This is a genomic window from Citricoccus sp. CH26A (assembly GCF_000224415.1).
Lineage (GTDB): Bacteria > Actinomycetota > Actinomycetes > Actinomycetales > Micrococcaceae > Citricoccus.
Map to the genome: position 1 here is coordinate 181025 of NZ_AFXQ01000001.1, position 25117 is coordinate 206141.

Annotated in this window: 16 protein-coding genes and 1 pseudogene; 16 read left to right on the forward strand and 1 reads right to left on the reverse strand. The window is 69.4% G+C overall.

The annotated features are described in order from the left end of the window. The first annotated feature begins 2 nt into the window (after positions 1-2). The 13 genes from CITRI_RS0100810 to CITRI_RS0100875 all read left to right on the forward strand — a co-directional run bounded on the left by CITRI_RS0100810 (position 3) and on the right by CITRI_RS0100875 (position 15934). The gene (locus CITRI_RS0100810; RefSeq protein WP_010142637.1) at positions 3-734 is read left to right on the forward strand and encodes a hypothetical protein; all 732 of its coding nucleotides are present in this window, start codon (positions 3-5) and stop codon (positions 732-734) included. Positions 735-1587: 853 nt separating this feature from the next. Next, positions 1588-2748: a Pvc16 family protein gene (locus tag CITRI_RS0100820; protein WP_010142638.1), complete on the forward strand. Its 1161-nt coding sequence runs from the start codon at positions 1588-1590 to the stop codon at positions 2746-2748. Continuing rightward, positions 2745-4847 carry an ATP-binding protein gene (locus CITRI_RS0100825; RefSeq protein WP_010142639.1) on the forward strand — a complete coding sequence of 701 codons (2103 nt, stop codon included), beginning with the start codon at positions 2745-2747 and terminating at the stop codon, positions 4845-4847. The genes CITRI_RS0100820 and CITRI_RS0100825 overlap by 4 nt, the downstream gene beginning before the upstream one ends. Next, complete coding sequence (locus CITRI_RS0100830) at positions 4844-5056, forward strand: hypothetical protein (protein ID WP_010142640.1); 213 nt, start codon at positions 4844-4846, stop codon at positions 5054-5056. The genes CITRI_RS0100825 and CITRI_RS0100830 overlap by 4 nt, the downstream gene beginning before the upstream one ends. After that, the gene (locus tag CITRI_RS0100835; protein ID WP_010142641.1) at positions 5053-5718 is read left to right on the forward strand and encodes a hypothetical protein; all 666 of its coding nucleotides are present in this window, start codon (positions 5053-5055) and stop codon (positions 5716-5718) included. Before CITRI_RS0100830 ends, CITRI_RS0100835 begins: the two co-directional genes overlap by 4 nt. Positions 5719-5728: 10 nt before the next feature. Beyond that, a complete protein-coding gene (locus CITRI_RS0100840; RefSeq protein ID WP_010142642.1) occupies positions 5729-6001 on the forward strand; it encodes a hypothetical protein in 273 nt (90 codons plus the stop codon). Then, positions 5998-7107: a hypothetical protein gene (locus CITRI_RS0100845; RefSeq protein WP_010142643.1), complete on the forward strand. Its 1110-nt coding sequence runs from the start codon at positions 5998-6000 to the stop codon at positions 7105-7107. Before CITRI_RS0100840 ends, CITRI_RS0100845 begins: the two co-directional genes overlap by 4 nt. Position 7108: 1 nt before the next feature. Continuing rightward, the gene (locus tag CITRI_RS15710; RefSeq protein WP_010142644.1) at positions 7109-7678 is read left to right on the forward strand and encodes a phage baseplate assembly protein V; all 570 of its coding nucleotides are present in this window, start codon (positions 7109-7111) and stop codon (positions 7676-7678) included. Beyond that, entirely contained in the window at positions 7675-8019 is a 345-nt protein-coding gene (locus CITRI_RS0100855; protein WP_202798417.1) for a hypothetical protein, read from the forward strand. Before CITRI_RS15710 ends, CITRI_RS0100855 begins: the two co-directional genes overlap by 4 nt. Continuing rightward, complete coding sequence (locus tag CITRI_RS0100860) at positions 8019-8396, forward strand: GPW/gp25 family protein (protein ID WP_010142646.1); 378 nt, start codon at positions 8019-8021, stop codon at positions 8394-8396. The genes CITRI_RS0100855 and CITRI_RS0100860 overlap by 1 nt, the downstream gene beginning before the upstream one ends. Positions 8397-8400: 4 nt before the next feature. Continuing rightward, positions 8401-10905 (forward strand): putative baseplate assembly protein, encoded by a 2505-nt coding sequence (locus CITRI_RS0100865; RefSeq protein ID WP_010142647.1) that lies wholly within the window; start codon positions 8401-8403, stop codon positions 10903-10905. Next, positions 10902-13619, forward strand: coding sequence for a hypothetical protein (locus CITRI_RS0100870; RefSeq protein ID WP_010142648.1), 2718 nt, complete (start codon positions 10902-10904; stop codon positions 13617-13619). The genes CITRI_RS0100865 and CITRI_RS0100870 overlap by 4 nt, the downstream gene beginning before the upstream one ends. Continuing rightward, positions 13616-15934 (forward strand): phage tail protein, encoded by a 2319-nt coding sequence (locus CITRI_RS0100875; RefSeq protein WP_010142650.1) that lies wholly within the window; start codon positions 13616-13618, stop codon positions 15932-15934. Before CITRI_RS0100870 ends, CITRI_RS0100875 begins: the two co-directional genes overlap by 4 nt. Positions 15935-15960: 26 nt before the next feature. On the opposite strand, the gene CITRI_RS19525 is transcribed toward CITRI_RS0100875, so the two are convergent. Next, complete coding sequence (locus CITRI_RS19525; RefSeq protein ID WP_157998886.1) at positions 15961-16542, reverse strand: hypothetical protein; 582 nt, start codon at positions 16540-16542, stop codon at positions 15961-15963. Positions 16543-16554: 12 nt separating this feature from the next. On the opposite strand from CITRI_RS19525, the gene CITRI_RS0100880 reads away from it, so the two are divergent. The 3 genes and pseudogenes from CITRI_RS0100880 to CITRI_RS20535 all read left to right on the forward strand — a co-directional run. Beyond that, the gene (locus CITRI_RS0100880; protein WP_157998887.1) at positions 16555-20679 is read left to right on the forward strand and encodes a right-handed parallel beta-helix repeat-containing protein; all 4125 of its coding nucleotides are present in this window, start codon (positions 16555-16557) and stop codon (positions 20677-20679) included. Positions 20680-20953: 274 nt separating this feature from the next. After that, entirely contained in the window at positions 20954-22282 is a 1329-nt protein-coding gene (locus CITRI_RS18235; protein ID WP_010142654.1) for a DUF4157 domain-containing protein, read from the forward strand. After that, positions 22279-23091 (forward strand): annotated as a pseudogene (locus tag CITRI_RS20535) (DUF4157 domain-containing protein); the annotation flags it as partial. The gene CITRI_RS18235 and the pseudogene CITRI_RS20535, both read left to right, overlap by 4 nt. Positions 23092-25117 lie beyond the last annotated feature (2026 nt).

Genomic DNA, 25117 nt, shown 5'->3' on the forward strand with positions numbered 1-25117 from the left:
TCGTGGCCCGCGCACCGGTCGTCTGGGAGGGCCTCGAGTCGGCAGGCCTTGACCTGGACTTCAGCACAGCTGACATCCCGTCGCTCGTGACGATCATTCTGGCGGCCTGTGCCGTGCCACCGGGGTGCGGTGAGCCTGAGGACATCTGGGGCCTGAGCTTGTCGGCACGGATCGGCGGGCTTCTGTCCGTCCTCGTCTCGACGACGGCGACGGAGGACCTCGAACTGACCATGCGCTGCGCGGCCTGTGACGAGGACATGGAAATCGTGCTGCCCGTTGGCAGGCTCATTGAGCTGGCTCGCCGCGCGGCCGAGGAGTCGGAGACGGTGGTGGCGACGCCGGACGGTCCGGTTCGGCTCCGACGCCCCCGGGGCAGCGACCAACGGGCGTGGCGCCAAGCCAGGCCCGCCGACCCCGAGGCTTCTGTTCTCGCGACCCTCGTGCTGGAAGGCTCCCCGAAGCGCACGGCGTTGATCGACGAGGCGCTCGCGGGGTTCGACCCGCTTACCTGCTTCGAGCTAGATGTGACCTGCCCTAGCTGTGGCGTGCGAGCGAACGTCGACCTCGACCTCGAGATCACGGTCCTGGGCGAGTTGTCCCGGGTCCATTACCGGACTATCCAGGACGTGGCCGTGCTTGCGCGCCGATACGGCTGGAGCGAGCCGGAGGTGCTCGCAATTCCGGCCTGGCGACGGCGTCTCTATCGCGATTTGGGCGGTGGAGCCGGAACATGAGCTACCTGGAACGGCTCGTTCGGCAGTCCGGTCTGCGGCCCACCCACGGTGCGGTCGACACCGGCCGTGCGCTTTCGACGCCCGGATCCGATGGTTTCGAAGCACGGACCCCGGTCGCTGACTCAGGATTAGTGGAGGTCGACGTCGTTGGCCCGGCCGGGGTGACGGCCACACCGGAGGACGCAGCCCGGCCGACTTGCCAGGAACGCCTTACGCACCGGGAGGGGGAGAAGTCGAAAAGTCCAGATATAGTACCGGACCGAGGTCGGACGGGTGTCAGCGCGCAGGAGCCTGCGGCCCGGGAACCGAACCGGATCATTCCGGCCCGGCCGACCGCCGGGGACGCCACCTTCTCCGGGAAGGAGTGGGAACCGGCTACGGAGCGGCGCCAAGTCTTGAGGCGTGTCGTTCATTGGATGAGCGCAGGCCAGGCGGACACCACCGCGGACGAGCGCGGATCCCGTCCTGGGTTCGGGCAGGTCCCGGATTCGCAGCGCGCCGATCGGTCGGCGACCACGCCACAGGCGGTCCCGGCCCAACTGGGCCGACGGGCAGCCGTCATCGATTCGACCGACGCACTACCGGGGGACCCTGCGCTACCCGGACCCCGGCCCATCGACCGCGAGGAGATTACTCACGAGCGCACCGTGCCGGTCCCGTCCGAGGCGACCCCAGCGCCCGTCGAGATCGTAATCGAGTCGGTCAACCTCACCCTCGAGGCACCACTCACCGGCGCGGAGTTACCGGCGAGGGACACGGGGCCGGCGCCGAGGGTTCCACGGCAGTACACCCTGCCGCCGGAACGCACGAGGACGGGCGACCGGCTCCGACGACACTATCTGAGGACCTAGCGATGGCACGGGTCGATTCGCAGGGTGCCATCGGAGCCGTGACGGAGTTGCTCCGGGACCGGTTGATGGACCGCGGCCTGGTCGTGGCCGTCGGCAAGCCAGAGCAGGCCAACGACAACGACCCCGCGGCCAAGCTCAACCTGTTCCTCTACGAGATCTCGATAGATGCGTCCCTGCGCAACCACCGGCTGGACCCGGACGGACCCGACCCGCTCTGGCTGGTGGTGCGCTACCTGCTTACCGCCTTCGACGACGAGCAGCGTAGTGACAGCCCTGCCGCACACGTCTTGATCGGACAAGGACTGGTGGCGCTGTACGAGCTGAACTTCCTCGGCGTCAGGGGGGCTAGGGCCCCCCTCCAGGATGCACTCGGACACAACCCAGAACCACTGAAGATCACCTTTGAGGAGAGCGGCCCGGACCTTATCTCCAAACTCCTGCAGGGGTCGGAGGAAACGTACCGCCTCTCGGCCGCGGTCCAGGTGCGACCAATCCTCCTGCTTCCCGACGAGGTGCCCCGATACTCGCTCCTCGTCGGGATGGACCACAGCCTTGTTCCCCCGGCGGAGACCGCGGAGCCGGTGGGTATCGAGGTGTTTCCGTCCCTGGGACCCCGGTTGGACCGGGTCGAGCCGGGGGTTTTCGACGCCGGCGAACCGGTCACAATCCACGGCATCGACCTGCACCTCGCCGGGCTCGAGGTGGTCCTGGGTGAAGAACCGCTTCAGGTCGTGGGCCAGCGACCGGACCATCTCGACGTCATCGTGGCCAGTGTGCGCCCCGGTGACCTACTCGCCGCCGGACAGGGGCCCTCCGCAGGAGAGCACCCCTTGACGGTCCGCTGGTCCCGTGGGGACGGGCGGTACCGTTCATCCAACCTGCTCACCGCCGCCCTCCGGCCACTGGTCACCACCGCCGCCCTGAATACTGCCGGTGCCCTCGTTGTCCAGGGCCGACTGCTCGGTACCGAAGCGGACGACGTCCTCCTGGCCCTGTACGCCGACGGCGCGGTCAAGCACCTTCTCGACACGGTGGAGACCGCGGACGGTCAGTCCTCCCTGACTGTGACCCTTCCCGGCGGCACCGCCGCGGGGACGTACCAGGTGATCGTGAAGGTCAACGGCGTCCAGGCGCGCACCTGCCCGACGGTGGTGATCCCGTGAGCACGCGCATGAAGGACACCAACGACACCACGGTCCGCACCCCAGACGTGCCGGTCGGGTTCCAACCGGGGATCGCCGTTGAAGACCCGATAGCATCCCACTGGCTCGGCCGGGCAACCGGGTCGCTGCGCCGCGAGATCGCCTGGCTCTGGCACGAGCACGGAGAGACCCCAGAGGCGCTCACTGCCCCGGCTGATCCTCTGGTGACAACCCTGGACCTGCAACGATGGGACACCGAGCGCAGCGCCTTCTTCGCCACCGACGCCACCGCCCGCTGGCTATCCGACCGGATCGGACGTCCCGCGACCAACCCCGGAACCGTCGCGCGGGGATCTTTCGGTTGGCTGGCGGAGGAAATGCGGCTGGCCGACGTCGACCGCTTCGCCCTGGCGCTGGCCCTCGGTGGAGTGCTCGACAGTGCCCGGGGGCCGGTCATCGCAGCCTGCCTCAATGATCCGGGGGCCGACCAGCCAACGCCGGGGCTGGTCCAGCGGCTGTGGGATCGGCCGACCGAGGCCATCGGGCTGGTTGATCCGAGCCACCCGCTCAGCGCACTGGGGGTGTTCGACCCGCCGCCGGCCACCTGGAACAGCTCCCTGGAGGTGCCCGCCGCGGTGGCCCGGCAACTGCTGTTCCCCGGGAACGCCACCCCCTCTGCGCTTGAACCTGTCGTCCCGGGTCCGGACACACTGGAAGAGGATGCCGCGGATGACTTCGTGGTCGCCCGTCTCCGCACTCGGGCCGCCGACCGGCCGAGCCTGATCCCCGTCGTCGGGCCTCCCGGGTCTCCCCGGGCGCAGGCCGCAGCCCGCATTGCCTCCCGGATCGGCATGCCCCTCATGCAGGCCCGAGGTGTCACGCCCGCGACGCTAGGGCCCCTAGCCGTCGTCGCCTGGCTCCGCGGAACGGCGCTGTACCTGCCGTTCGGCGTCCTGACAGCGCAGGACCGGCCCCCTGGGCTTGACCGGCTACCCGTCGTGGTTTTCGTGGGTGTGGACGAGGGTGACGCCGTCGGGCAGCTGCCCGGTCATCTGATTGTCTCCCGGGTGCACCTGAACCGGCTCAGTTATGAGGACAGGCTCACCCGGTGGCGCCGGGAACTGCCCGAGGTATGGGCGGACGGCAAGGGACGGGTGGTGCTTACCGAGTGCGCACGGCGGTTCCGCACCGAGGGGACGGCGATCGAGCGGGTCGCGGCGGCCGTTCGCACGATGGGACACGTCCCGGCTCGCCGCGAACTCTTCGATGCCTGCCGCGCTGACCTCGATCTGGGGGACCTCGCTCAGGCGGTGGTGCCTCGGTTCGACCTCGACGAGCTCATGTTGCCGGAACGCCAGGCCGGGCAGGTCCGCGCACTGGTCACTGCGACCGAGTCGCTGACGGTCGTGCACCATGAGTGGGGAACCGCGCGGGCTTGGAACGAGTGCGGTCTGTCGGTGTTGTTCAGCGGCCCTCCGGGGACGGGCAAGACTATGGCCGCCGAGGCGATCGCACGGGCCGTTGACATGCCGATCTACCGCATTGACCTGAGCCAGGTGGTGGACAAGTACATCGGGGAGACCGAGAAGAACCTGCGCCGGCTCTTCGACGCCGCCGACGCCGCCGACGTCATCCTGTTCTTCGACGAGGCCGACGCCCTGTTCGGCAAGCGCTCCGAGGTCAAGGACGCCCACGACCGATACGCAAACCTCGAGATCAGCTACCTGCTCGAACGGATGGAGCGGTTCACGGGGATGGCGGTGCTCGCCTCGAACCGAAAGAAGGACCTCGACGAGGCCTTCATGCGGCGATTGCGCTTCGTAGTCCAGTTCCCACTCCCCGGTCCCAAGGAACGACGCCGGATCTGGGGCCTCGTCGTGCCCGACGGGGTGGATGCCTCCGGACTCGACCTCGACCTGCTGGCCGAGCACGTCCCCCTGGCCGGTGGGCACATCCGTAGCGCCGTCTTCAATGCCTGTCTGCAGAGCGTTCGGCGGGGGAAGCCCCCGCGGCTGGAGATGGCTGCCGTCGTCCAGGCGGTCAAAGACGAGTTCGACAAGCTCGGCCGGGCCGTCAGCCTCGACCGGTTCGGCGACTACCAGAGACAGGAGGGATCATGACCGTGCGCGTACGGATCGGTTCCGTTGACCTCGTGCTGCGGGGATACTCCCCGGACGCGGTGGGACTGGTTCTGGACGACCTGCCCGAAGCGATCGCCAAGGCCCTCGAGTATCCCGGACGGGCACCGGCCGGCCCAGCCGGCCCTGCCGGTGTCCAGGTCGCCGCTGCCATCCAGGCCGCGGACACCGGGGAGGGGAGCCGGCGATGAGCTTCCTGATGCGCGGCGCGCTGGTCGAGTACGGTACCGACCTCATCGGGCCGATCCCGAACGTGGTCATCTTCCAGTTCAACCCCGAGGCGCTGACCCGTTCGTTCGCGGTCCCAGAGCTGCCCCAGTCCGGCAATGACCGGGAACAGAACCAGGCTGGCGACCAGGTTTACGAGACTATCTCGCTCAAGGCGCACTTCTCCGCCGCGGACGGCCTTGAGGAGGACAAGTTCCTCGCGCGCACCGTCGGGCTGGGTCCGCAGCTTGCGGCACTGGAGAAGATGGTTCTGCCGGGTGGGAAGATTGCTGGCCTCGTCGGCCAGGCCATCGACGCCATCGGCGACACCCTCGTGATCAGCGGTGCCCCCACTCAGCCGATCCCGCGCCAGGCGTTCCCCCGCATCCTGTTCATCTGGGGGATGACCCGGGTGCACCCCGTGAAGATCTCCTCGATGCGCATCAGCGAGCTCGAATACGACCACCTGCTCAACCCGGTACGCGCCGAGGTCGACCTAGAGATCGCCGTGATCAAGATCGATGCCTGCTCCGACGACTGGCTGGCCCGGGGCGCCCAGGAGTTCACCGAGATCGCCAAGGAAACACAGGCGATCGCCAACCTCGCGAACACGGCCGAACAGGTCGTCGAGCTGATCCCGCTGTGAGGAGGACCTAATGTTCTCGGACACGTCGCGCTACGCCCGGACCCCGGTGGACACGGTGGTGACCGCCGGCGGCCGCCGGGTGAGCGCCATCCGGCTGCGCCGGCTGCCGTCTCCACCGGCCGATCCGCACACCGTCATCCAGGGTGACCGGCTCGACCTGCTGGCCCAGCAGCACCTCGGCGACGGCACCAGGTCCTGGCACATCGCCGACGCCAACACCACGCTCGAGGCCAGCGCCCTGGTCGGTCGCATCCTCGACACGCTCTGGATCCCGAGGCCATGATGGCCACGTCATTCCGCGTCTACTTCGGCAGCACGTCCGCCACCGAGGAGGAGCTCGGGCGGATCGAGCGGATCGTCGTCGCCCAGGAGATGGAGATGGCCTGGCAGGCGGAGATCCGCATGTCGCTGTGTCTGGACGACGCCGGGCACTGGCGACACCTGCCCGCCGAGCTCGCCCAGCCTTTCAGCAGGGTTCGAGTGGAGATCCGGAAGGGCAACGGCCCGTTCACGGCGCTCATCGACGGTCCCGTCACCGGGCTGAAGACCGCACTGGCCTCGGCCCCCGGGACCAGCGTGGCCGAGATCGTGGTCCGCGATGACTCGGTGCTGCTGAACCGCGAGGAATCCACGGAGATCTTCGAGGAACGGCGGGACTCCGACCTCGCCGACGAGATGTTCAGACGCGTCGCCACGGTGACCGGACGGGACATCCTGTCGACCGCCTCGACGGTGCCTGTCACCGTCAAGCGTGGCACTCCCATCCAGTTCATCCGCGAGCTCGCCGCCGTGCACGGCTACCTGGCGTACGTGCTCCCGGGACCGGAGGCCGGGCAGTCCGTGGGCTGCTTCCGGCCACCCCCGGACGAAGAGCCCACACTTCCCCCGCTCGTGCTGCTGGGCCCCGGCCACTCCCTAGAGGACGCGGAGTTCAATGACGACAGCGAGGGACCCGAGACCACCCGCGGCCGCTCCCTGCGGATCTCGGACCAGCAGGTGGTCAGCGCGGAACGATCGGTGCAGGACGAGAGACTCCTCCGGGCACTGCCGACGGTCCCGGAGTCCAGCACGGCGCTGCGGGACCTGCCGCCGGAGAAATCCACCCGGGAGGACCCCGAGGCCGAGGTCACCGCCCAGGCCAGACGCGCCTCCTACTCCTTGACCCTGGACGCCCGGGTGGAACCCGGTTGCTACGACGCCGTCCTCACCCCCTACCGGACGGTCAGCGTCCAGGCCGGGGACACCCCCTACTCCGGCACCTGGCTCCTCCACCGGGTCACCCACACGATCACGCCATCGGCCTACACCGAGGAAATCCAGGCCCGCCGCCAAGGCCTGTCCGACGTGGCCGGTGGCGAACTGGCCTCCCTCGTGAGTGAGGTGTTCTGAGATGCCACTCGACCTCGAGGACGTGCTCGTCAGTCTCGCCGAGCAGGTCCGCAACCGCCATTACGGCAAGTACCGCGGGATCGTCCGGGACATCGAGGATCCCCTCGCCCTCGGCAGGATTCGGGCCGAGGTCCCCGCGGTCCTCAGCCAGCAGGAATCCCCCTGGGCCATGCCCTGCGTCCCCTACGCCGGCCCCAACCACGGGCTCGTGCTGCTCCCCGAGACGGGCGACGGCGTCTGGATCGAGTTCGAGGCCGGGGACCTCTCCCGGCCGATTTGGTCCGGATGCTGGTGGGCGGACGGCCAGCTGCCCACCCAGGAGCCCGCCACCTCCCGGCTGCTGGCCACCGGCAAGGGACACCGGATCCTGCTGGACGAAGACAAGGACGAGATCAAGCTCACGCATCCCGGAGGCGCCGAACTCGTCTTGGCCAAGGACTCCATCACCCTCACGATCGGCCAGAGCACCCTCACGCTGACCGACGGCGAGATCGTGTTGAACGACGGCATGGCCAAGGTGACCACCTCCGGCGCGAGCCTCGTCCGAGATGCCTTCACGGTGGGGGGATGAGCGCCATGACCGTCCCGCTACTCACCACCGCGGCGACCGTGAGGTGCCCCCATGGCGGCACCGTGCAACTCTCCACGGCCAACGCACGCGTGATCTCCGGCGGGGCCGCCGTGTGCCTGGCGACCGACCGGCACACGGTATCCGGTTGTCCCTTCACGCTGCCCTCTGGGACTTCCTCGCCGTGCACCACGGTGCAGTGGTCGGTGCCGGCGACCCTGGAGTCCCTGGGCGGGACGCCACCGTTGCTCCAGACGAGTGTGGGTCTGTGCCTGTCCGCCGCACAGGTCCCCCAGGGCCCGGCCGTGGTCGTCTCCACCCAGACCGGCGTGAAGGGACTGTGATGGGCACCGTCGGCCGGCACCTCGCCTTCCCGTTCCGCATTGGCTCCGACGGACGCACCGTCGCTCCCGCGAGCGACGCCGAGCACGTCCGCGACGAGGTCGTCCAGCTGCTGCTTACCGACCCCGGAGAGCGGCCCTACCTCACCGAGTTTGGTGGTGGCGTGCGACGCTTGGTCTTCGAGCCGGCTTCAGACGCGTTGCACGGCGTCACCAAGGCACGCTTGACCCAGGCGCTCAGCCGCTGGCTCGACCACCGTGTCACGGTCGAGGCCCTCGAGGTCGAGTTCGAGGGCGAGCGCATCGACGTCGCGGTGACGTTCCGGCCCGCCGGGTCCCCGGACAGTCGGGTCCTCCGCTTCCAACGGCAGGGCAGGTAATGACATGTGGCGTGAGAACCCCGCACCGGTCCGCAATCCCTCGGCCGTGGACGAGCGTGCCAGGGACCTCGCCGCGGCGGGTCTGAACGGGCTCCGTGCCGTCCTGGTGGACGTCAACGCTGCCGGGACGTCGGCCGTCCTCGAACTGCATTTCTTCAACGACCTGCATGTGGCGGACATCTTGGCCGAGGCGACCAACGGTCCGGGCCCCGCGGACGTCTTTCCCGTGGCAGGTGGCCACAGGGTGCGGGCCGGACGCGGAGCCGGTGAGGTCAGCTGCGTCGCGGTCGGGGCGGGGCCGACGTCGTCGTCCCTGGAACTGGTCCTGGAACAGGTCGGTGATTACTCCACCTACACTCTCGAGCTAGCGTTCGACCCGGAGCGGGTCGATCCGTTCTTCGCCACGCTGGCCTTCAAGTTCCGTCCCGGTTGCTTCACCAACGACTGCGGGTCGGTCTCTGACATCGCGCGGGCACGGCCGCCGGTCCCGGCGATCGACTATCTAGCCAAGGACTACGACAGCTTCCGACACGTGCTCATCGCGGCCATGATGGACAGTGTTCCGGGTTGGCAGGTCGCGTCCGAGGCTGACCTCGACCAGGTGCTCATCGACCTCTTCGCCGCTGCTGCCGACGAGCTCTCGGACTATCAGGACCGCGTCATGGCCGAGGCGTTCCTCGGCACCGCCCGGAGCCGGGTGTCTCTGGCCCGTCACGCCCGACTCATGGACTACCACCTCCATCACGGGCAGCAGTCGTCCACTTGGCTCCAAATAACTGTCGCTGAGGGAGCCATACCGTTCGTTCTGGATGGGGAACTCGTAGCGTGGACCGGAGGTCCCGACGATCAGGGTGACGCCCAATTCTTCGCCACCCGTGAGACCACCATGCCCAGAACCTCGCGCACAACCCTCGCCCCGGGATTCAACGCTTTCCACCTGCACACGTGGACCGGCGCCCAGCCTGCGCTGCGCACCGGCGCCACGGAGGCAGACCTGGTCCCCGCGCCCACCGCCACGGCACCGGACGGGCTGGTGACCGCGGCCGAGATCGCCGACGCCGTCAACAACGGCCTCCTCGCCCGGCTCCTCGTGGCTGAGGTGCTCAACCCCTTGACCGGCCGTTCGCCCGGCGCGGACAGACGCGCCCGGCAGGTGATCCACCTGGTGTCCGCCACCGTCCTGCGCGATCCGCTCGCCGGCCTCGACGTCGTCCGGGTCGTCTGGGCAGATCAGGACATGCTACGCCGCGACTACGCCTTCACGATCACCTGTCCGGACGGGCCCGTGGACAACGTGTCCGTCTTCGCCGGGAACCTCGTCCGGGTGCACCACGGGCTGCCGGTGGTGGCGACCTTCCACGCTCCGGGCACCATCCTGTCCCAGGGCGGCCCCGTGGAGTGGCACGGGCACTGGGAGGCGCAGGTCCGCTACGGGGAGACCCGGGCGGCGCTCGCGGACCTGCCCCCTGAGCTGACGCCGCTGGCGTACCTGCCCATCAGTCCGGGCGGGGTGGTCCCATCTCGGTCCACCTTGCAGGTCAGCGTGGAGTCCGGGACGGGGGATATCGACGAGTGGGACGAGGTGCCCTCCCTCGTCCACAGCGACGACTCGGCCGAGAACGGTGACCACTTCGTCGTGGAGACGGACGAGCACCGGCGGACGCGGCTGAGGTTCGGCAACGGGACCAACGGGCGGCTGCTGCCCGCCGGCTCCGTGGTCCGCGCCGCCTACCAGGTGGGCGGCGGAGTGGCAGGGAACGTCGGAGCCGAGACGATCACCGACTTCGCCCCGCTGGATGGTGCCCTGGCCGGGGTGATCGAGGCGGTCAGCAACCCTGTCGACGTCACAGACGGCCTCGATCCGGAACCGGCAACACAGGTTCTGCGCAACGCCCCCGAGGCCTACCGGACCCGTCAGCTGCGCGCCATCACGCTCGCCGACTACATCGCCCGGGCGGAGGAGGTCGACGATGTCCAGCGCGCCGCCGCGTCCTACGCCTGGACCGGCAGCTGGCGGACCGTACGGATCGTCCTGGACCCCAAGGGGACCACGGAGTTGTCCGCGGAGCTCGCCGCCGCCACGGCCGGCCACCTGGAGGCCGTCCGGCTCATCGGCGAGGACCTCGAGATCCGCCCGCCCCGGTACGTCCCGCTGACCGTGGAGTGCACCGTCTGCCTGCGGGCGGACGTCTGGCCCGAGGACGTCCGCGACGCATTGCGGCAGGAGTTCTCCGACGGCTGGACGGCCACGGGGGAGCAGGGCTTCTTCCACCCCGACCGCTGGACGTTCGGCCAGTCGCTCCACCGCAGCCAGGTCGCCGAACGCCTGATGAAAGTGGCCGGCTTGGACCACGTCGTCAGTATTGGGATGCGACGCCGGGACTCCGCGGCACCTTCCGCTGCAGAAATCCTCGAGACGGCATTCGACGAGATCATCCTCGTGCGCAACGACCCCGACCACCTGGAGCGTGGCTCCATTACCTTCGACCTGTGCGGGGGACGGCGATGAGCACGACACCGGAAGACTGCACCGCCTGGGTCACGGACGGGTTCGCCTTTCCCCGCCGGCCCGTCAACCGGGCAGCCCTGGCGCGCATCGACTACCGCGTCGGCGAGTATCCCGACCTGGTCGAGTCGATGCTCCGCCGGATCGACCGCGAGGTGGCGCTGGCGGGCTGGACCCACCGGGAGGCCGACGACCCGGGAATCGCCCTGCTCGAGGGCGCCGCGATCCTCGGGGACATCCTCACCTTCTACCAGGAGCGCTATGCCAATGAGGCCTACCTCCGCACCGCGACCTGGCGCGAGAGCATCGTCGACCTGGTGCGACTGACCGGGTACCGCCCAGCGCCGGCACTGGGCGGCCGCGGCACGCTCGCGGTCGTGGTCCGCGGCGGCCGTCCCGTCGTCGTGCCCGCTGGCTGGCCGGTCAAGGCCGACCTCGAGGGTTCCACCCGTCCCATGGACGCCGAGACCACGTCAGAGGTCATCGCCTGGCCACACCTCTCGCGGTTCAACCTCTACCGCCCCCGCCACCATCCCGGCTTCATCGTCGCCGGCGAGCGGACCGTCGAGGTCGCCACGGTGGACGGGTCGGACGCGCCTGACGCCGTCGCCGCCCCCGGACTGCGCGCGGGAGACCACCTCATGCTCCTGGCCCACCCGCCGTCCTGGGAGTCCGGGGGGACCAGCTTCACCACCGACCAGGAGGCCTCCCAGGTCCTCGAGGTCGAGGAGGTGCGCCAGGTCCTGGGCCGCACCCTGGTCGTCTTCACCGGACCGGTGGACCGGACCTGGCCGGGACCGGTCGCCGCATACCGGATCGGCCGCACGTTCCGCCATGCCGGCCACGCCGTCCCCCCGACCTACACCTCGAATGTCGTCAAGGGCGGCGAGATCACGGGGGCCAGACAGCACACCACCGGTTACCTCCGCCACGTCTACCCCGGACACGACTGCGCGAAGACGTCCGCCGACCGGGACCTGCCGGCCAAGCACCTCCCGCTCGCCGAGGAGATCCGGGACCTGCTCCGCGACAGCTCCGTCATCGTCGAGGCCCGCATCAACAGCGGCAGCACGGTGCGTGACCTCACCGTGCTGCGCACCGTTTCCGGGCTGCGGCACACGTCCATGGGCTTCGCCTCCTGGACCGGCCCCGTCACCATCCTCCACCTGCAGGCGGCGCTGCTGAAACACCAGGGCCTGGCCGCCGAGGCCGACATCCGCGACTACCGCGTCCACGAGGTCACGGGCCCGGCCCTCTCGCTCGCCCCCCGGGCCACCGGACAGTTCGGACCATTCGGGACGGGCACCGAGGCCCTGCGGTTCTACGGCACGGCCGCAGAGGCCGCCGAACTGGCCGGCCGCCGACTGACCCTGGTCCGGGACTCCGACGGCTCCGCCCAGACCCTTGCCGTCGTCAACGCCCGGACCGACTTCAGCGGCGGGGCCGGGGCGCGGATGTGGCCCGTCTCCTTCGACGCGCCGCCGGCCTTCGACCGCGGCGAGTTCGACGAGGAGGCCCCCGCGGTCAGCGTCCTCGGTAACCTCGTGGAGATCAGTGAGGGCAAGAGGACCCCGGCCACGGTCCTCGGCACCGGGGACGCACGGGCCCTCTTCCAGACATTCCCTGTGGGCAGTCCGCCCACCCACCACCTGCTGCCGGGGGCCAGCCCTCCGCACGTCCCGGAGCTGACCGTGTACGTGGCCGGCAGCGCCTGGACCCGGGTCCCGAGTCTCTTTGGCCAACCGCCCGACGCCGAGGTGTACGTGGTCCGCGAGGATGCCGAGGGCAGCGCCTGGGTCCAGTTTGGTGACGGTGTCACCGGCGCCCGCCTGCCCTCGGGCGTGGGCAATGTCTCCGCGACCTGGCGCACGGGGGCCGGGTCCCGCGGCCCGCTGAAGCCGGACCTGGCGCCCACCGCCGCCGAACGCATCGCCGCGGTGACGAAGCTCGCCCTGCCCGAGGGCATCCACGGCGGGACGGACCGGGAGTCCGGCGACCATGCCCGCGAGGCCGCCCCCGGGAAGGTCCAGGGACTGGGCCGGCTCGTCAGCCTGGCCGACTACGAGACCGAGCTGCTGACCCTGCCCGGAGTGGTGCGCGTCAGGGCCAGGTGGGACATCGTGGACGCAGTCCCGGCGGTGCTGCTGCTCGTCCTGCTGGACCGGGGCCGCGAGGCGGAGTTCGAGGCGGTGCGCGCCATCGTCAACGACCGGCAGCGCTGCACGGGACCGGACCGTTTCCCGCTTATCGTGCGGCAGGCCTTCCACCGGGAAGCCTATGTCGACGTGCGCTACGGGCTCGACCCCCGGAGGCTGCGCGCGGACGTGGAGTCTGACATCGTGGCCGCGCTGGCGCCCCGCGACGCCGCTGTGGCGATGGGCGAGTCCACCGGCCCGTCCGGGATCACAGGGGATCCCGGCACCGCTGCCCCGCGGGGGCTCTTCGACGCCCCGGCGCGCACCTTGGGCGGCCCAGAGTACGCCAGCACGATCGAAGGAGTCGTCCAGGGGGTCGACGGCGTGACCTTCGTCCAAGTCACCGCGTTCGGCCTGTTCACGGCCGCCGAGTCCCGCTCCGACGCCACGCTCGCCCTGCCGACGGCGCCGCGGGCCCTGCAACCGAAGGTCGTCCCGGCCCGAGACGAGGTCCTCAGCCTCACGCGCGGCGCCCTGACGCTGCTGGACGCCGCGCCCGACGTCCCGAAGGCCTGCCCATGAACGCCGAGATCCGCTACCCGCTGTACGCCCGGCTCCCGGAGATCTACCGCATCCGAGACGCCGAGCAAGTGCCGCCCGGCCAGCTCGCCGCCTACCTCGGGGCCGTGGAGCACATGCTCGGTGCCATCCACGAGAGCATCGGGGCCCTGTACGACGACCACTTCATCGACACCTGCGACGACTGGGTGGTGCCCTACCTCGCCGACCTCCTGGGCACCACACACCTCAAGGGCGAGGCGCGCACGCTCCGCGCCGACGTGGCCGACACCATCGCCCTGCGGCGCCGCAAGGGCACCCTGGGGGCGATCGAGCGGCTGGCCGCCAACCTCACCGGCTGGCCGTGCCGCGCCGTGGAGCTCTTCCCGAACCTTGCATGGGCGCAGCACCTGAACCACCAGCGTCCCGACGACGGCGGCCGGGCCCCGTACGGCGCGCCCGGAATGACGCGGTTCACCCCGCGACGCGGCGGGACCGTGCCCGTCCGCGACCCCGCGATGCTGAGCCTGACCGGTACCGCCTTCGACCCGTTCGCCTACACCCCGGACGTCCGACGGGCCGACGACGGCACCCGACACGTCAATCTGCCCAACCTGGCGATCTGGGTTTGGCGGCTCGCCGCCTACCGCCTCCCCGCCACGCGTCCGCACCTGACGGGGGTGGCCGACCTGGGATCCCCGCCGGCCGGCAGCGACCGCGCCCGGTTCGCGGTCCGAATGGATATCGATGCCCTCGACCGGCCCGTCCGTCTCTTCAACACGTACCAGCGTCCCCAGCCCGGCCCCGGCGGAACCCACTCCCTGACCGCTCCCGACGCTGTCGGGGCACCAATCTTGCCAGCCCGGCTTGACTCCGGCAGTGAGGCCGGGAACCCGGCCGCGTACGTGCGCGTGGACGGCTTCACCGAGACCCCGGCAGGTCCCAAAGGCTTGGACACGGGAGACGTTGGCCTGCAGCTATACGTGCCCGAGGGGGTGCTGGACGGGGTGAACTGGCGGATCCGCGGGGAGAACCTCTGCGCTTGGGAAGACGGTCTCGACGCGGACCTGGCCGCCTTCGACCTCGCGATCGACCCGGTCATCGGCAGAATGTGCGTGGGCGTGGCCACCCAGGCCCAGCTCGATCTGATGGTCACCGACGACGCCCCGCGGGTGTACATCGGCTACACCTACGGCGCGATCGGGCCGATCGGGGCGCACCCGGTCTCCCGGGCCCACCCGACGGGCGGCGGAACGCTAACGGTCGTCGATGGGCTCGATCCTGCCCTCCCCTCCCTGCAGGACGCCCTGGCCGACCTGCAGACGGCGACCGGGCCCGTCATTGTCGAGATCCGGGACTCGCTGGTCCACGAGCTGGACCCCGCCACCCTGCCCGGCGCGCTCGCGGAGGACGGAACCGTAGCCGTGCGACTGGTCCACCCCCTGGTCATCCGCGCCGCGAGCGGGGCCCGGCCGGTCATCCGACTGGCCGCGCCCCTGGCCTTCCGGCCCCTCGATCCCACGGCTGGGACCACGGCCGACCTGGCCGTCGACCTCAACGGCCTGTACGTCACCGGCGGTCTCGGGCTCGTCGCAGACGAACCCCTCATCGCGCGTGCCGCCGTTGCCCGACTCCGGGTCGAGGGCTGCACGCTGGACCCAGGTGGGCACCTGCAGCGGGACGGAAGCCGCGCGCCCATGCGGGCGGCGATGCTGCTGGCCGCCGGTTACGGGTTCGCCGACGCCCAGGAGGAGGACGACTTCACGCCCACCCCCGAAGTCACCGTGGTCCGGTCCGTGGTGGGCCGGCTCGGCCTCGACGACGGTTACCTTCTCCGGCTCCAGGACAGCGTCGTGGATGCCGGCGACGGTCCCGGAGATAGGCCGGAGCACGAGCCGGCGATCGGGCCGGCATCGGGCGGGGCGGACTACGGGGCGGTCACGTCCGTGCGCGGCGTGACAATCCTCGGCCGCGTGCTGGTGCTCGAGGCGCGGGGTTCTGGTGCGGTGTTCTCCCAACGGTTGGATGTGTGGAACCACCAGGTTGGCTGCCTGCGGCACTGCTGGTTCTCCGGCGACGGTGACCGCCTGCCGCCGCACTACGCGTGCGTGTCCGCGCCCGGGGCGCCGGTGGTCCTCACGAGCGCACACCACGGGCAACCGGGCTACGTACAGCCGGCCCGAGGCACCGCGTTCGAGGTGACCGACAGGGGACCCGGTGACGATGCGATGGGCGCAACCGGATTCCTGCTGGAGGCCCACAAACGGGCCAACCTCGGGATCCGGCTGCGCGAGTTCATGCCGGTCGGCATCCGGCCCCTGGTCCTTCCCCTGACGTGACGGAGACTCCCATGTACGGCGACTTCTCAACCCGGCGGTTCGACACCGCAGACGGCCACCTCGGCGTCCTGTACCAGCAGGGACGACTGATCAGCGACGCCGACCTCACCGCCGGCGAGGACATCGCCCTGGCCTGGCGGCGCACGGCGGCACGCGACACCATCGGTACCGGCGTCCTGGCCGTCCCCGCGGCGGAACCCGACGGGTACGGGGTCCTCGGCGGTGCCGTGAACGGTGACAGGGTGCTCGTGCGGCTGCACCCGGGCAGGGCCTGGGCAGACGGGGTGCACACGGTCCTCACCGACGGCCCGGCGGGCCCCGGTGACAGTGTGGCCCGGCACGCGGACTACCTGCCCGCGCCGCACAACCCGGCCGGGACCGCTACGGGCCAGGTCGCCGACGGGGTCCGCGACGCCGTGGTCCTCGAGTTGTGGCTCGAGGCCCTCAACGGCTTCCAGGACCCGGCCCGACTGATCGAGGCCGCCCTCGGCGGGCCCGACACCGCCGAACGTACCGTGGCCCACACCGCCGTGCGGCTGCTGCGCCTGGCCGAGGGCGAGACCTGCAAGGACATCGGCCCCCGGCTGGCCGACGACCTGTCCGGCCACGGACGGCTCACGGTGTCCCTGGAACCGACCACAGTCGTGGGCGGAGACTGCCCCGTCACCGAGGGCGGCGGGTACGAAGGGCTGGAACACAACCTCTACCGCATCGAGATCATCGGCACCGCCGACGGCTCCGCGATGTTCGCGTGGTCCCCGTTCAACGGCGGTTTGGTCGGCCGCGGAGTGTTCCACGGCGGTGCCGGCGCCCACGTGGACATCACCGCCAACCGAGCGGCGATCCTGAACAGCGGTCTCGGCGAGTTCTACCTCGAGGCAGTCGAGTTCGATCCCGACCGCGGGCACCACCGCGTCACCTACGGGACCCCGGCCACGCTCAACGCCGACGGCGAGCTGGACCTGGTCGCCCCAGCGCCGCTCGGCAGCATCCCGGGCACTGGGGAGCCCGTCTTCTTCCGCCTCTGGAACGGGATCGCCCCCGTCGGGGACTTCATCGACGCCGCAGCCCCGGAGATCCTCCGGGACGGCATCCGGCTGAGCTTCACTCCACCGGCCGGAACAACCTACCGTCCGGGGTCCTGGTGGACCTTTGAAGTGCGCGCCGGGGAGATTCCCAACGCGGAGCTGCTCGTCGACAATGCCCCGCCCTTCGGACCCCAGGTCAGCCGCGTCCCGCTGGCGGAGATCACGTGGACTGCTGCCGGGGACACCGCTGTCGGCGGCGAGATCGAGGACTGCCGAACGCGCTTCCGTCCCCTGACCAACCAGAAGGGGTGCTGCACCTACCTGGTGGGCAACGGGACGACGACTTTCGGCGACTTCAACTCGCTCGAGGAGGCGGCCGCCCACCTGCCACCCGAGGGCGGACAGCTGTGCCTGCTTCCCGGCGTACACGTCACCAACCTCAAACTGGTCGGCAGGACTTGCGTGACCGTCAGTGGCTGCCGCCACCGCACCATCCTGTTCCCCCGTCCGGCTGCGCCGGATGAGCCGGTCGTCCGGGTCGAAGGCGGACGGGACCTAACTGTCAGTGGGGTGGACATCATCGCACCCCTGGGCAACGGTCTCGAGATCGCCGGCGAGGCCAGGGATGACGAAGCCGATATCTTCACGCAGGAGGTCACCGTGCAGGACTGCCGGGTCCTCGCCCGCCGTCATGGGATACGGGTCGACTCCGCCCGGGACGTAAGCCTGCTACGGAACCAGGTGTGGCTCCTGGACCAGCCGGACGGCATCTCGACGATCTCCCTGCGAACCACGGATGCCCTCATCGAGGACAACCGCACCGGCGTCTGGCCCGTAGGCGAGTCACCCCAGGACACGGACGGGGGAGGGGCCGACGACGCCCGTCCCGACCCCACCGATCCATGCTTCAGCAGGGATGACCTGAAGGCCCACCGCGAATATCTCATCCGTTATGCCAACCGGGTCTGGCGGGGGGGACAGGCCGCCGCGTCCCATCAACCGTACCGGGCACAGGGCGGCATCCACCTCCGGGCGGAATGCGAGCGCGTCGACCTGCGGCGCAACCACGTGGTCGGCGGGCTCGGTCACGGCATCATGCTCGGTGGCACCGTCCCTGGCGATGGGGGACAGGACGGTGGCGACGACGGGGACCGGAGGCCCCCGCTCGTTCAAGTCGAACGGAACCTCTTCGTGGCCCGGGTCCAGTTGGAGGATGGGTCCGCGGTCACCAATCACACTCTGACTCTCCGTCGGACCAATGGCGGAGATGATGACCGGCTGAGCGGCATCACCAATGTCAGGGGGCTGGCCTCGATCAATGCGGAGTCCGGGGAGTACCGGTTGCACGTCGAACCAGGCCACGAGGTCCGGGAGATCCGGCAGGTAGTGATGACCAAATGGGAGTCATACGTTGTCGTCATCGCCCGCGTCGACCGGGGCACTGGGGGGAACGACAGCGCCTTCCTCTCCTCGATCCGCATCATGGACAACGAGATCGAGGGGATGGGTCTCTCCGGCATCGGTTTTGGGTTGCGAGTCCGCCCGCGGTTCACGAGCTCCCGCGGGGAGCGCAGCACGTCTGCCCTCCTCGATGCAGTGGCGTCCACTCTGTCGCCCGTGGAGCTGTTGCGGACCACGGATCCCGTGCGCGGCCTGGTAATCCGGGACAACAGGATTGCGGACAATCTGCGCATCAAATTCACGGACGAGATGCGCCAAATGGCCCGCAGCTTCGTCCAGGGCGGGATCTCGCTGGCCTTCGTCGAGAGATTAACGATCGAGGGCAATGACATCACCGGCAACGGCACCGACGCCGCCAACCCTTCCGCGGGTGTCTTCCTCGCCTACGGCGAGGACGTCGTCATCGCCAGCAACCGAATTGAGGAGAACGCTCCCGTGACCGGTGATTACCGCGAACGGCGCAGCGAGGGCCTGCGCGGCGGGATCGTCATCCGGCTCGCCTCCTCTCTCCAGACCGGCGCCGGCGACGACGGCTCGCGCAAGCCTGCGCTAGTCATCCGGGACAACGTGGTGGACCAAACCGCCGGACGGGCCGTCACAGTCCTGGCCTTCGGACCGGTGAGCTGCGTGGGCAACACGCTCAATGCCGAGTACGAGGGCGCCTGGGGGGTCTTCGACGAGATGGTGGGCGCAGTGCTGATCGTGAACCTCGGCGGCATCCACCGACACCTGGGCCATGCCCCGGAGGTCCGCGGCGGTGACTTCATGAAGGTGGCGGCCGTCGAGCAGGACGGAACGCGCCGGACCCACCGAGCTTATGCGCGCACAGCGGAAATCCTGCTACCGAGTGGGGAGACCCTCTTCAACTCCAACGTCGTGCGCACAGGACCGGGGAACCGATCCTGGATATCCCAGCTCATCGTCGCAGCCGATGACCTCGGGTACGACGGAAACCAGAGCAGCATGTTCCGACCGGACCTCACCCTCACCAACCTCCTGGGCATCGCACACTCACTGCGGGTGACCGACAGCCGCTTCAGCGAGGAGGCCAACACCGTGGCGGCGTCTGCCCTGACCCTGGCCGCAGGGACCACGGCAGGAGCGCAGGCACGAGCCATGAACACCACAATCCTGAACCAGGGAGACCACTGCATCCTGGCGCTTTCCTCGGGGGCCGTCCCCCTCCTCGAAGAGCCGAACCAGGTGGCCGACCCCCGGTTCTGCCCGGGCACGCATACCCGGGTCACCAAAGAGCAGTACATGATCGCCGCTGTCCTGTACCTCTGGCGCCAGGTCGTGGAGCCGGAATACCAGCATGGCCAGGACCACGCTATCGCCAGCCTGGCGCTCGAGAAGGCGGCCTTCCGGCTCTCTCAGTTCCAGATGCAGGCAGAACTGGCCTACAGTGCCGAAGTGCGGCGCCTTGCATCCGCCTACGGAACGACCGATCCACGGACCCTCGAGTTGAATCAGGCCGTCCGCGTGCGCAAGCGCAAGGCCGCCGTCCTGGGCGTCCAGGCAGAGATGGCGCGCGTGCGGGAGGCCGCAGTGCCCGAAACCGGCGCCCTGCTCGACGGCAGGGTTACCGATGTCACAGGTCGTGCCGTGGGCGACGCGGTGGTCCAGCTCCTCGAATCGGGCCGAGGGGAGGCCAGAATCAGTGCCTCGGTCGACGACCAGGGGTACTACGCGATTGAGCTTGACGTGAAGCTACTCGATTGGCTCTCCCAGATCCCGGCCACAGTACGGGCCACCGACCTCAGCGGGACGGTACTGGGCGCCTCGTCGGACCGGGTGGTACTGGGGACATCGCGGCGCATCCGCCGCGACATCATTGTTGAGCAGCAACCGCTCCGGGTGGACCTGGAAAAGGCCTCGCCGGTGTTCACCCGAGCAGAAGACGACGCCCCCGGGCAGTCGGCCGCCCGGTCCACCACCGCGGACCAACCCACCACCGCGGGCGAACCTGTTGAAGCGGTTGACGAGGGGGCCGATGCGGAGAAGGACGCGCCGATCGGATCGCCGGACCGCTCCGGTACTGGGAAGGACGATTCCTCCGGCTCCGGAGTGGGGATCGAGCAGGTGAAGGGCATCGGCGCGGCTAGGGCGCGGCGACTGCGGGCCGAGGGCATCGACACGGCACAGGCGCTGCTGGACGTCCCCGAAGACCGGCTCGCCACCCTCCTCGGCCGCAGGGCGCCGATGCTCCGCCAGGCCGCACAGGATGCGATCAATGCCGCACACGGAGAGTCGTGAGCCCGATGATGAGCCGAAAAGGGTAGACACCATGGGTGCCATGACGCTCCTGACGCGACAGGAGTCGCCGACGAGGATGCCGGTGCGTCCGCCAAAGGTGCATCGACGAAGTGCGCTGCCAGGCCGGCAATCCCGTGCCGGGGCCCCAGACCTGGCGACCGGTCGGACGCATCCACCCGGAGACAGGGCGATCCCCGCGGCAGGCCGCAGCCCGGAACCATGCGCGTGCGGAGGAGGATGCCCGCGCTGCGGGAGGGCAGGCCGCGACCAACCCGTGCCGCAACCGTTCCGGTACCGTGCCGAGGATGCGCTCGGCATTCCGCTGACCGGGGTCCGGTTGAGCCGTCGCGGATCCCTGGCCGACCTCGCCGCCGCTCGCGGTGCGGACGCCGCCACGAGCGGTGACTCCATCGCCTTCCCACACGGCCTCCCGGACCTGGACAGTCCCGCAGGAAGGTTCGCCCTGGGCCACGAGCTCGCCCACGTGGCCCAGCAGCGGACCGAGACCACGCCGGAGGGACACCTCGGCGCCGAGGAGCTCCGGGCCGATGCCTCCGCCCACATCATCGACCGGAGACCCGGCGCCACCGCCGGGACCCAGGCCCTGCGAAGGACCGCCGACCTGACGCCGGTGCTGTCCGGCAGCGCACGGGTGCAGTTCGGCGTATTCGAAACCATGAACGGAGCAGCCCGCGCGGTGAACGACGCGATCGCGCCCGTCGTGGGCTCGGTGATGCAGTCCGTCGCCGAAATCTTGATGGACCAACTCGACATCTCGGCGCACCTGTACACCTTCATCACGTCGATGCCCGATCGGCTGCTTCGCCTGCTCCAGGACACGTGGTCGGCCAGCACGGGAACCACCCAGTGGCTGCAGGACCTAATTGGCCTGTTCACGAACTGGCAGGGGTTCCACGCACTCTGGGACCACCTGCTGCAGGGAACGCTGGATGGCGCGGCGTGGGCCGGTGAATTCTTCATCCACGCGCTGGAGGTGATCGGGACGGGAGAATTCCTCCAGTTCCTCTGGGCCATGCCAAACCGGCTGGCCCCACTCAACGCCGAGCAGATCACCGCCGCCCAAGAAGTCCACCCACCCGGACTCATCCCATATGCCCTGGTTCGAGTGGACCACAACAGCATCGTCGCCCGACTGGCGTCCCTGTTCTCCGGTGGGCCGGGCAGCCTCTGGCAACAGATCACCGGAACGGCAGGAGCGACCCACCGGGCGGTCACGACCATGCACTTCATCCACGTGGGCCATTCGATGGCCAACGCGCTCGCCGTCCACGAGCTCGCGCATGTGGCCCAGTATGAGCTAGTGGGTGCCAACTACATGGCACAGGCGCTGTACGCCCAGGAATTCGGCCAAGGGTATGACTACAACGCCCTCCACGGATCCCTTTCGGCCGCAATCCAGGCGGGAGCAACCTTCGCGGACTTCAACCGGGAACAGCAGGCCCTGATCTGCGAGGACTACTATCTCGTGACGCACGGCATGATGCCCGGACAGGGTGGCAGCCGGGCCGACCTCGAGTACTTCATCAACGACTACTGGAGACGGGCCAGCGTCCCCATCCTCCGTCACCTGGTCCCGCAATGACCGCCCGCCGAGCCGCCCCGGTCAAAACCGCCGGACCCACCGGTGGCGGCACACCACTGACCACCCAGACGCCCGGGTCCCGCGTAGCGCCCTCGCGACCCAGAGTCCGAAGGACGACGACTACCACTCCGGCAGCAGCCCCAGCGCCCCTGGCGCCGAATGCCAGGACTCCCGACGCCCTCCCTAATCGGGACCCGGGACATCGACCGGCGCCGACCCGCTGCCCATGCGGGGGCGGCTGCCCGAACTGCACCGGGAAAGGACCGGAACCGGGCAACAACCGAACGGCACCGAACCGGGGCATCCGCACCGTGCCCAGCCGCCGGCGACGGGAGGATCACGGCCCCCGACCCCGCAACCCCGGGCTAGTGCACCGCCACCCCGACGCCGCCGAACGCGAAGCCCACCGCCTCGCACCCCTGGTGGCACACCGGTTCACAGCGGCACCCAGATGCGCACCCGACGTCGGAAAAACGCCAAGTCACCAGGGCGACCGTCCAAGCCACCCTGCGATTCCCGACCGACCGCGCACACCCCCACGGCACCGGATCCGACCCTCGACTAGCCCGGACTCCAGGCTGGGCGCCGGGCGACCCCTGTCCTCCCCACAGCGAGCCCGCTACGAGGAGGCGCTGAACCACGACCTGGGCCAGGTTCGCATCCACTCCGGTCCGGTCGCCGCCGCGCTCGCCACGGAACGGCACGCGCTCGCCTTCAGCTACGGTTCACACATCGTCCTAGGTGGGACACGGTGTCTCGGCCCGGCGGACCGAGACACCGTGCTGGCCCATGAGCTCGTCCATGTGCTCCAACAGTCCTCCGACCACTCCCACAGCAGTCCGGCGAGCGACCACCCGTCCGCGCGCGGGCCACCCTGCGTGATCAAGGTGCGCACCGGACTGCGTGCACAGGACTTCGGCGTCCCCGACTTTCTCGAGGATGCGGTCAGCGCCGTAGCCGAACTGACTTCGGACGCAGCCGAAGAAGTGGTGGACTTCGGTGGGGATGTCGTCGAGTTCGGCGTGGACCTGGCCGGTGACGCCCGGGACGCCGCGGTCTACCTCGGCGGCCTTGCGCTGGACGCCACCGAGGAAGTCGTCGACTACCTCGCTCCCGGTCTCCTCAACTTCCTGCGCGGTGACGTCTTCAGCGAACTGGCGAACATGTTCTGCCGCGGCATCGACCACCTTGTCTCGACACTGATCTCCCCGCTTGGCCAGATCGATGTCATGTCCGGCATCGAAATGTTCTTCCGTAGCCTCACCGCAGACGTCGAGGAGGCTTACGGTGCGCTCGGCACGGTCGCGAGTGCCGCCGTCGGTGCGCTGTTGCGTCCGGCGCTGCGCGTCGTCGACGTGTTCGGCGATGACATCGTCGGCCTCATCCAGGGGCTCTCCGACGCGGTCAGTGGAGTCTTCACCTCGCTGTGGGATAACATCGCTCAGCCCGTGCTCCAGGTGCTCGGTGCGGTGGGAAGCATCGTGTGGGAGGTCTTCACCGGAATCGTTTCCTGGATCTGGAGGATCACCGCGCCGATCCGCAAGTTGGCGGAATTCGCGTGGGAATGGCTCCTGGAGCAGTTCGGCCTTGCGTGGGACAGCACAGCGAGTGTGCGCGAGTGGCTCACGGAGAAGGCCGCCGCCGCGTGGGACGTCTTCCTCCGCCTCATCGAGCCCATCCGCGAGCCGCTGATGGCCGTCGGTGCGGTCCTGCTGATGCTGTCCCCCCTCGGCCCGATCGTGATCCTGACCCAGGTGCTTCCACCGGTGTGGGACAAGCTCAAATGGCTGGCTGCCAACTGGCAGGACACCGAGGTGGTGGTCCGTGCCCGCGAGCTCCTCGCCAACGATGTATTACCGTTCTTGGTCGGCGCGGTGGAGGGCCTCAAGCAGATCATGACGACGGCGTCCGCCTGGCTAGCCGGGTTCATAGTGACCGTGGCGCGGGGCATGCAGGTCGTTATCTCGGTCTTTTCCTGGTCCCCGTGTCTGAAGTCCGTCACCACCGTTCTGGACCACGTGGCCGATCAGTTCGATCGCTTGGGGCAGTGGGCCGACTGCGGGTTCGCTGGCCTCGGAACAGCCGTAGGTGCCCTGTTCGAGACGATTTGGACCATCTTCCAGCCGATCTGGGACTTCCTCGTCCGGCTCCTGCTCGTGGCGGCGAACCCACCGCTGCTTCCCGTGGCGATCGCGGCCGCCATCTGGCTCTTGCTGCCCGAAGAGTTCAAGCCGCCTGTCATCAGGTTCATCCTGGGGCTGCTCATCGCGTTCCTCTCCGGATTCCCCGCCTTCCTCACCGGTCTCGGTCCCCTGGCGTCCGTGCTGAAGTCCGCCGTCCTCGGGTTCCTGCGCCACATGCGGGACCGCGACAAGGTCGACGACCAGACCCGGGTCAACGCATCCAACAAGATGGCCCAGCTCATGGCCGGCGGTGGAATTCAGTTCATCGCGGGCTTCGCCATCGGCCTCGTTCATGGCCTGATCGAGGGCATCATCGACCCATTCAAGTTGCTGTTCATGCTCTTCGAGCTCATCGTGGCGGCTGTACGGGTGCTCAAGCGGGTGCTGGCTCCCGCCGTCGCTGCGCTGGCCCCTGCCCCAGTGGTGGACGGGATCCGGAGCCTCGAGGTGGCCATGGCGGTGCCGGTTCCAGCCACCGGCAGCAGAACGACAGCACCCTTCCAGGCGGCCGCCCGAGGCTCCCCCAAGACCGGCACCGAGGTGTCCACGGCAGCGAGTGCTGAGGCCACCTCCGCGTTCGCCCTCGAGGGGCCTGCATCGGCCGGTGGCGAGGTCATCGCTGTGCCCGGTCCAGATGCTGCCGAAATGCCTG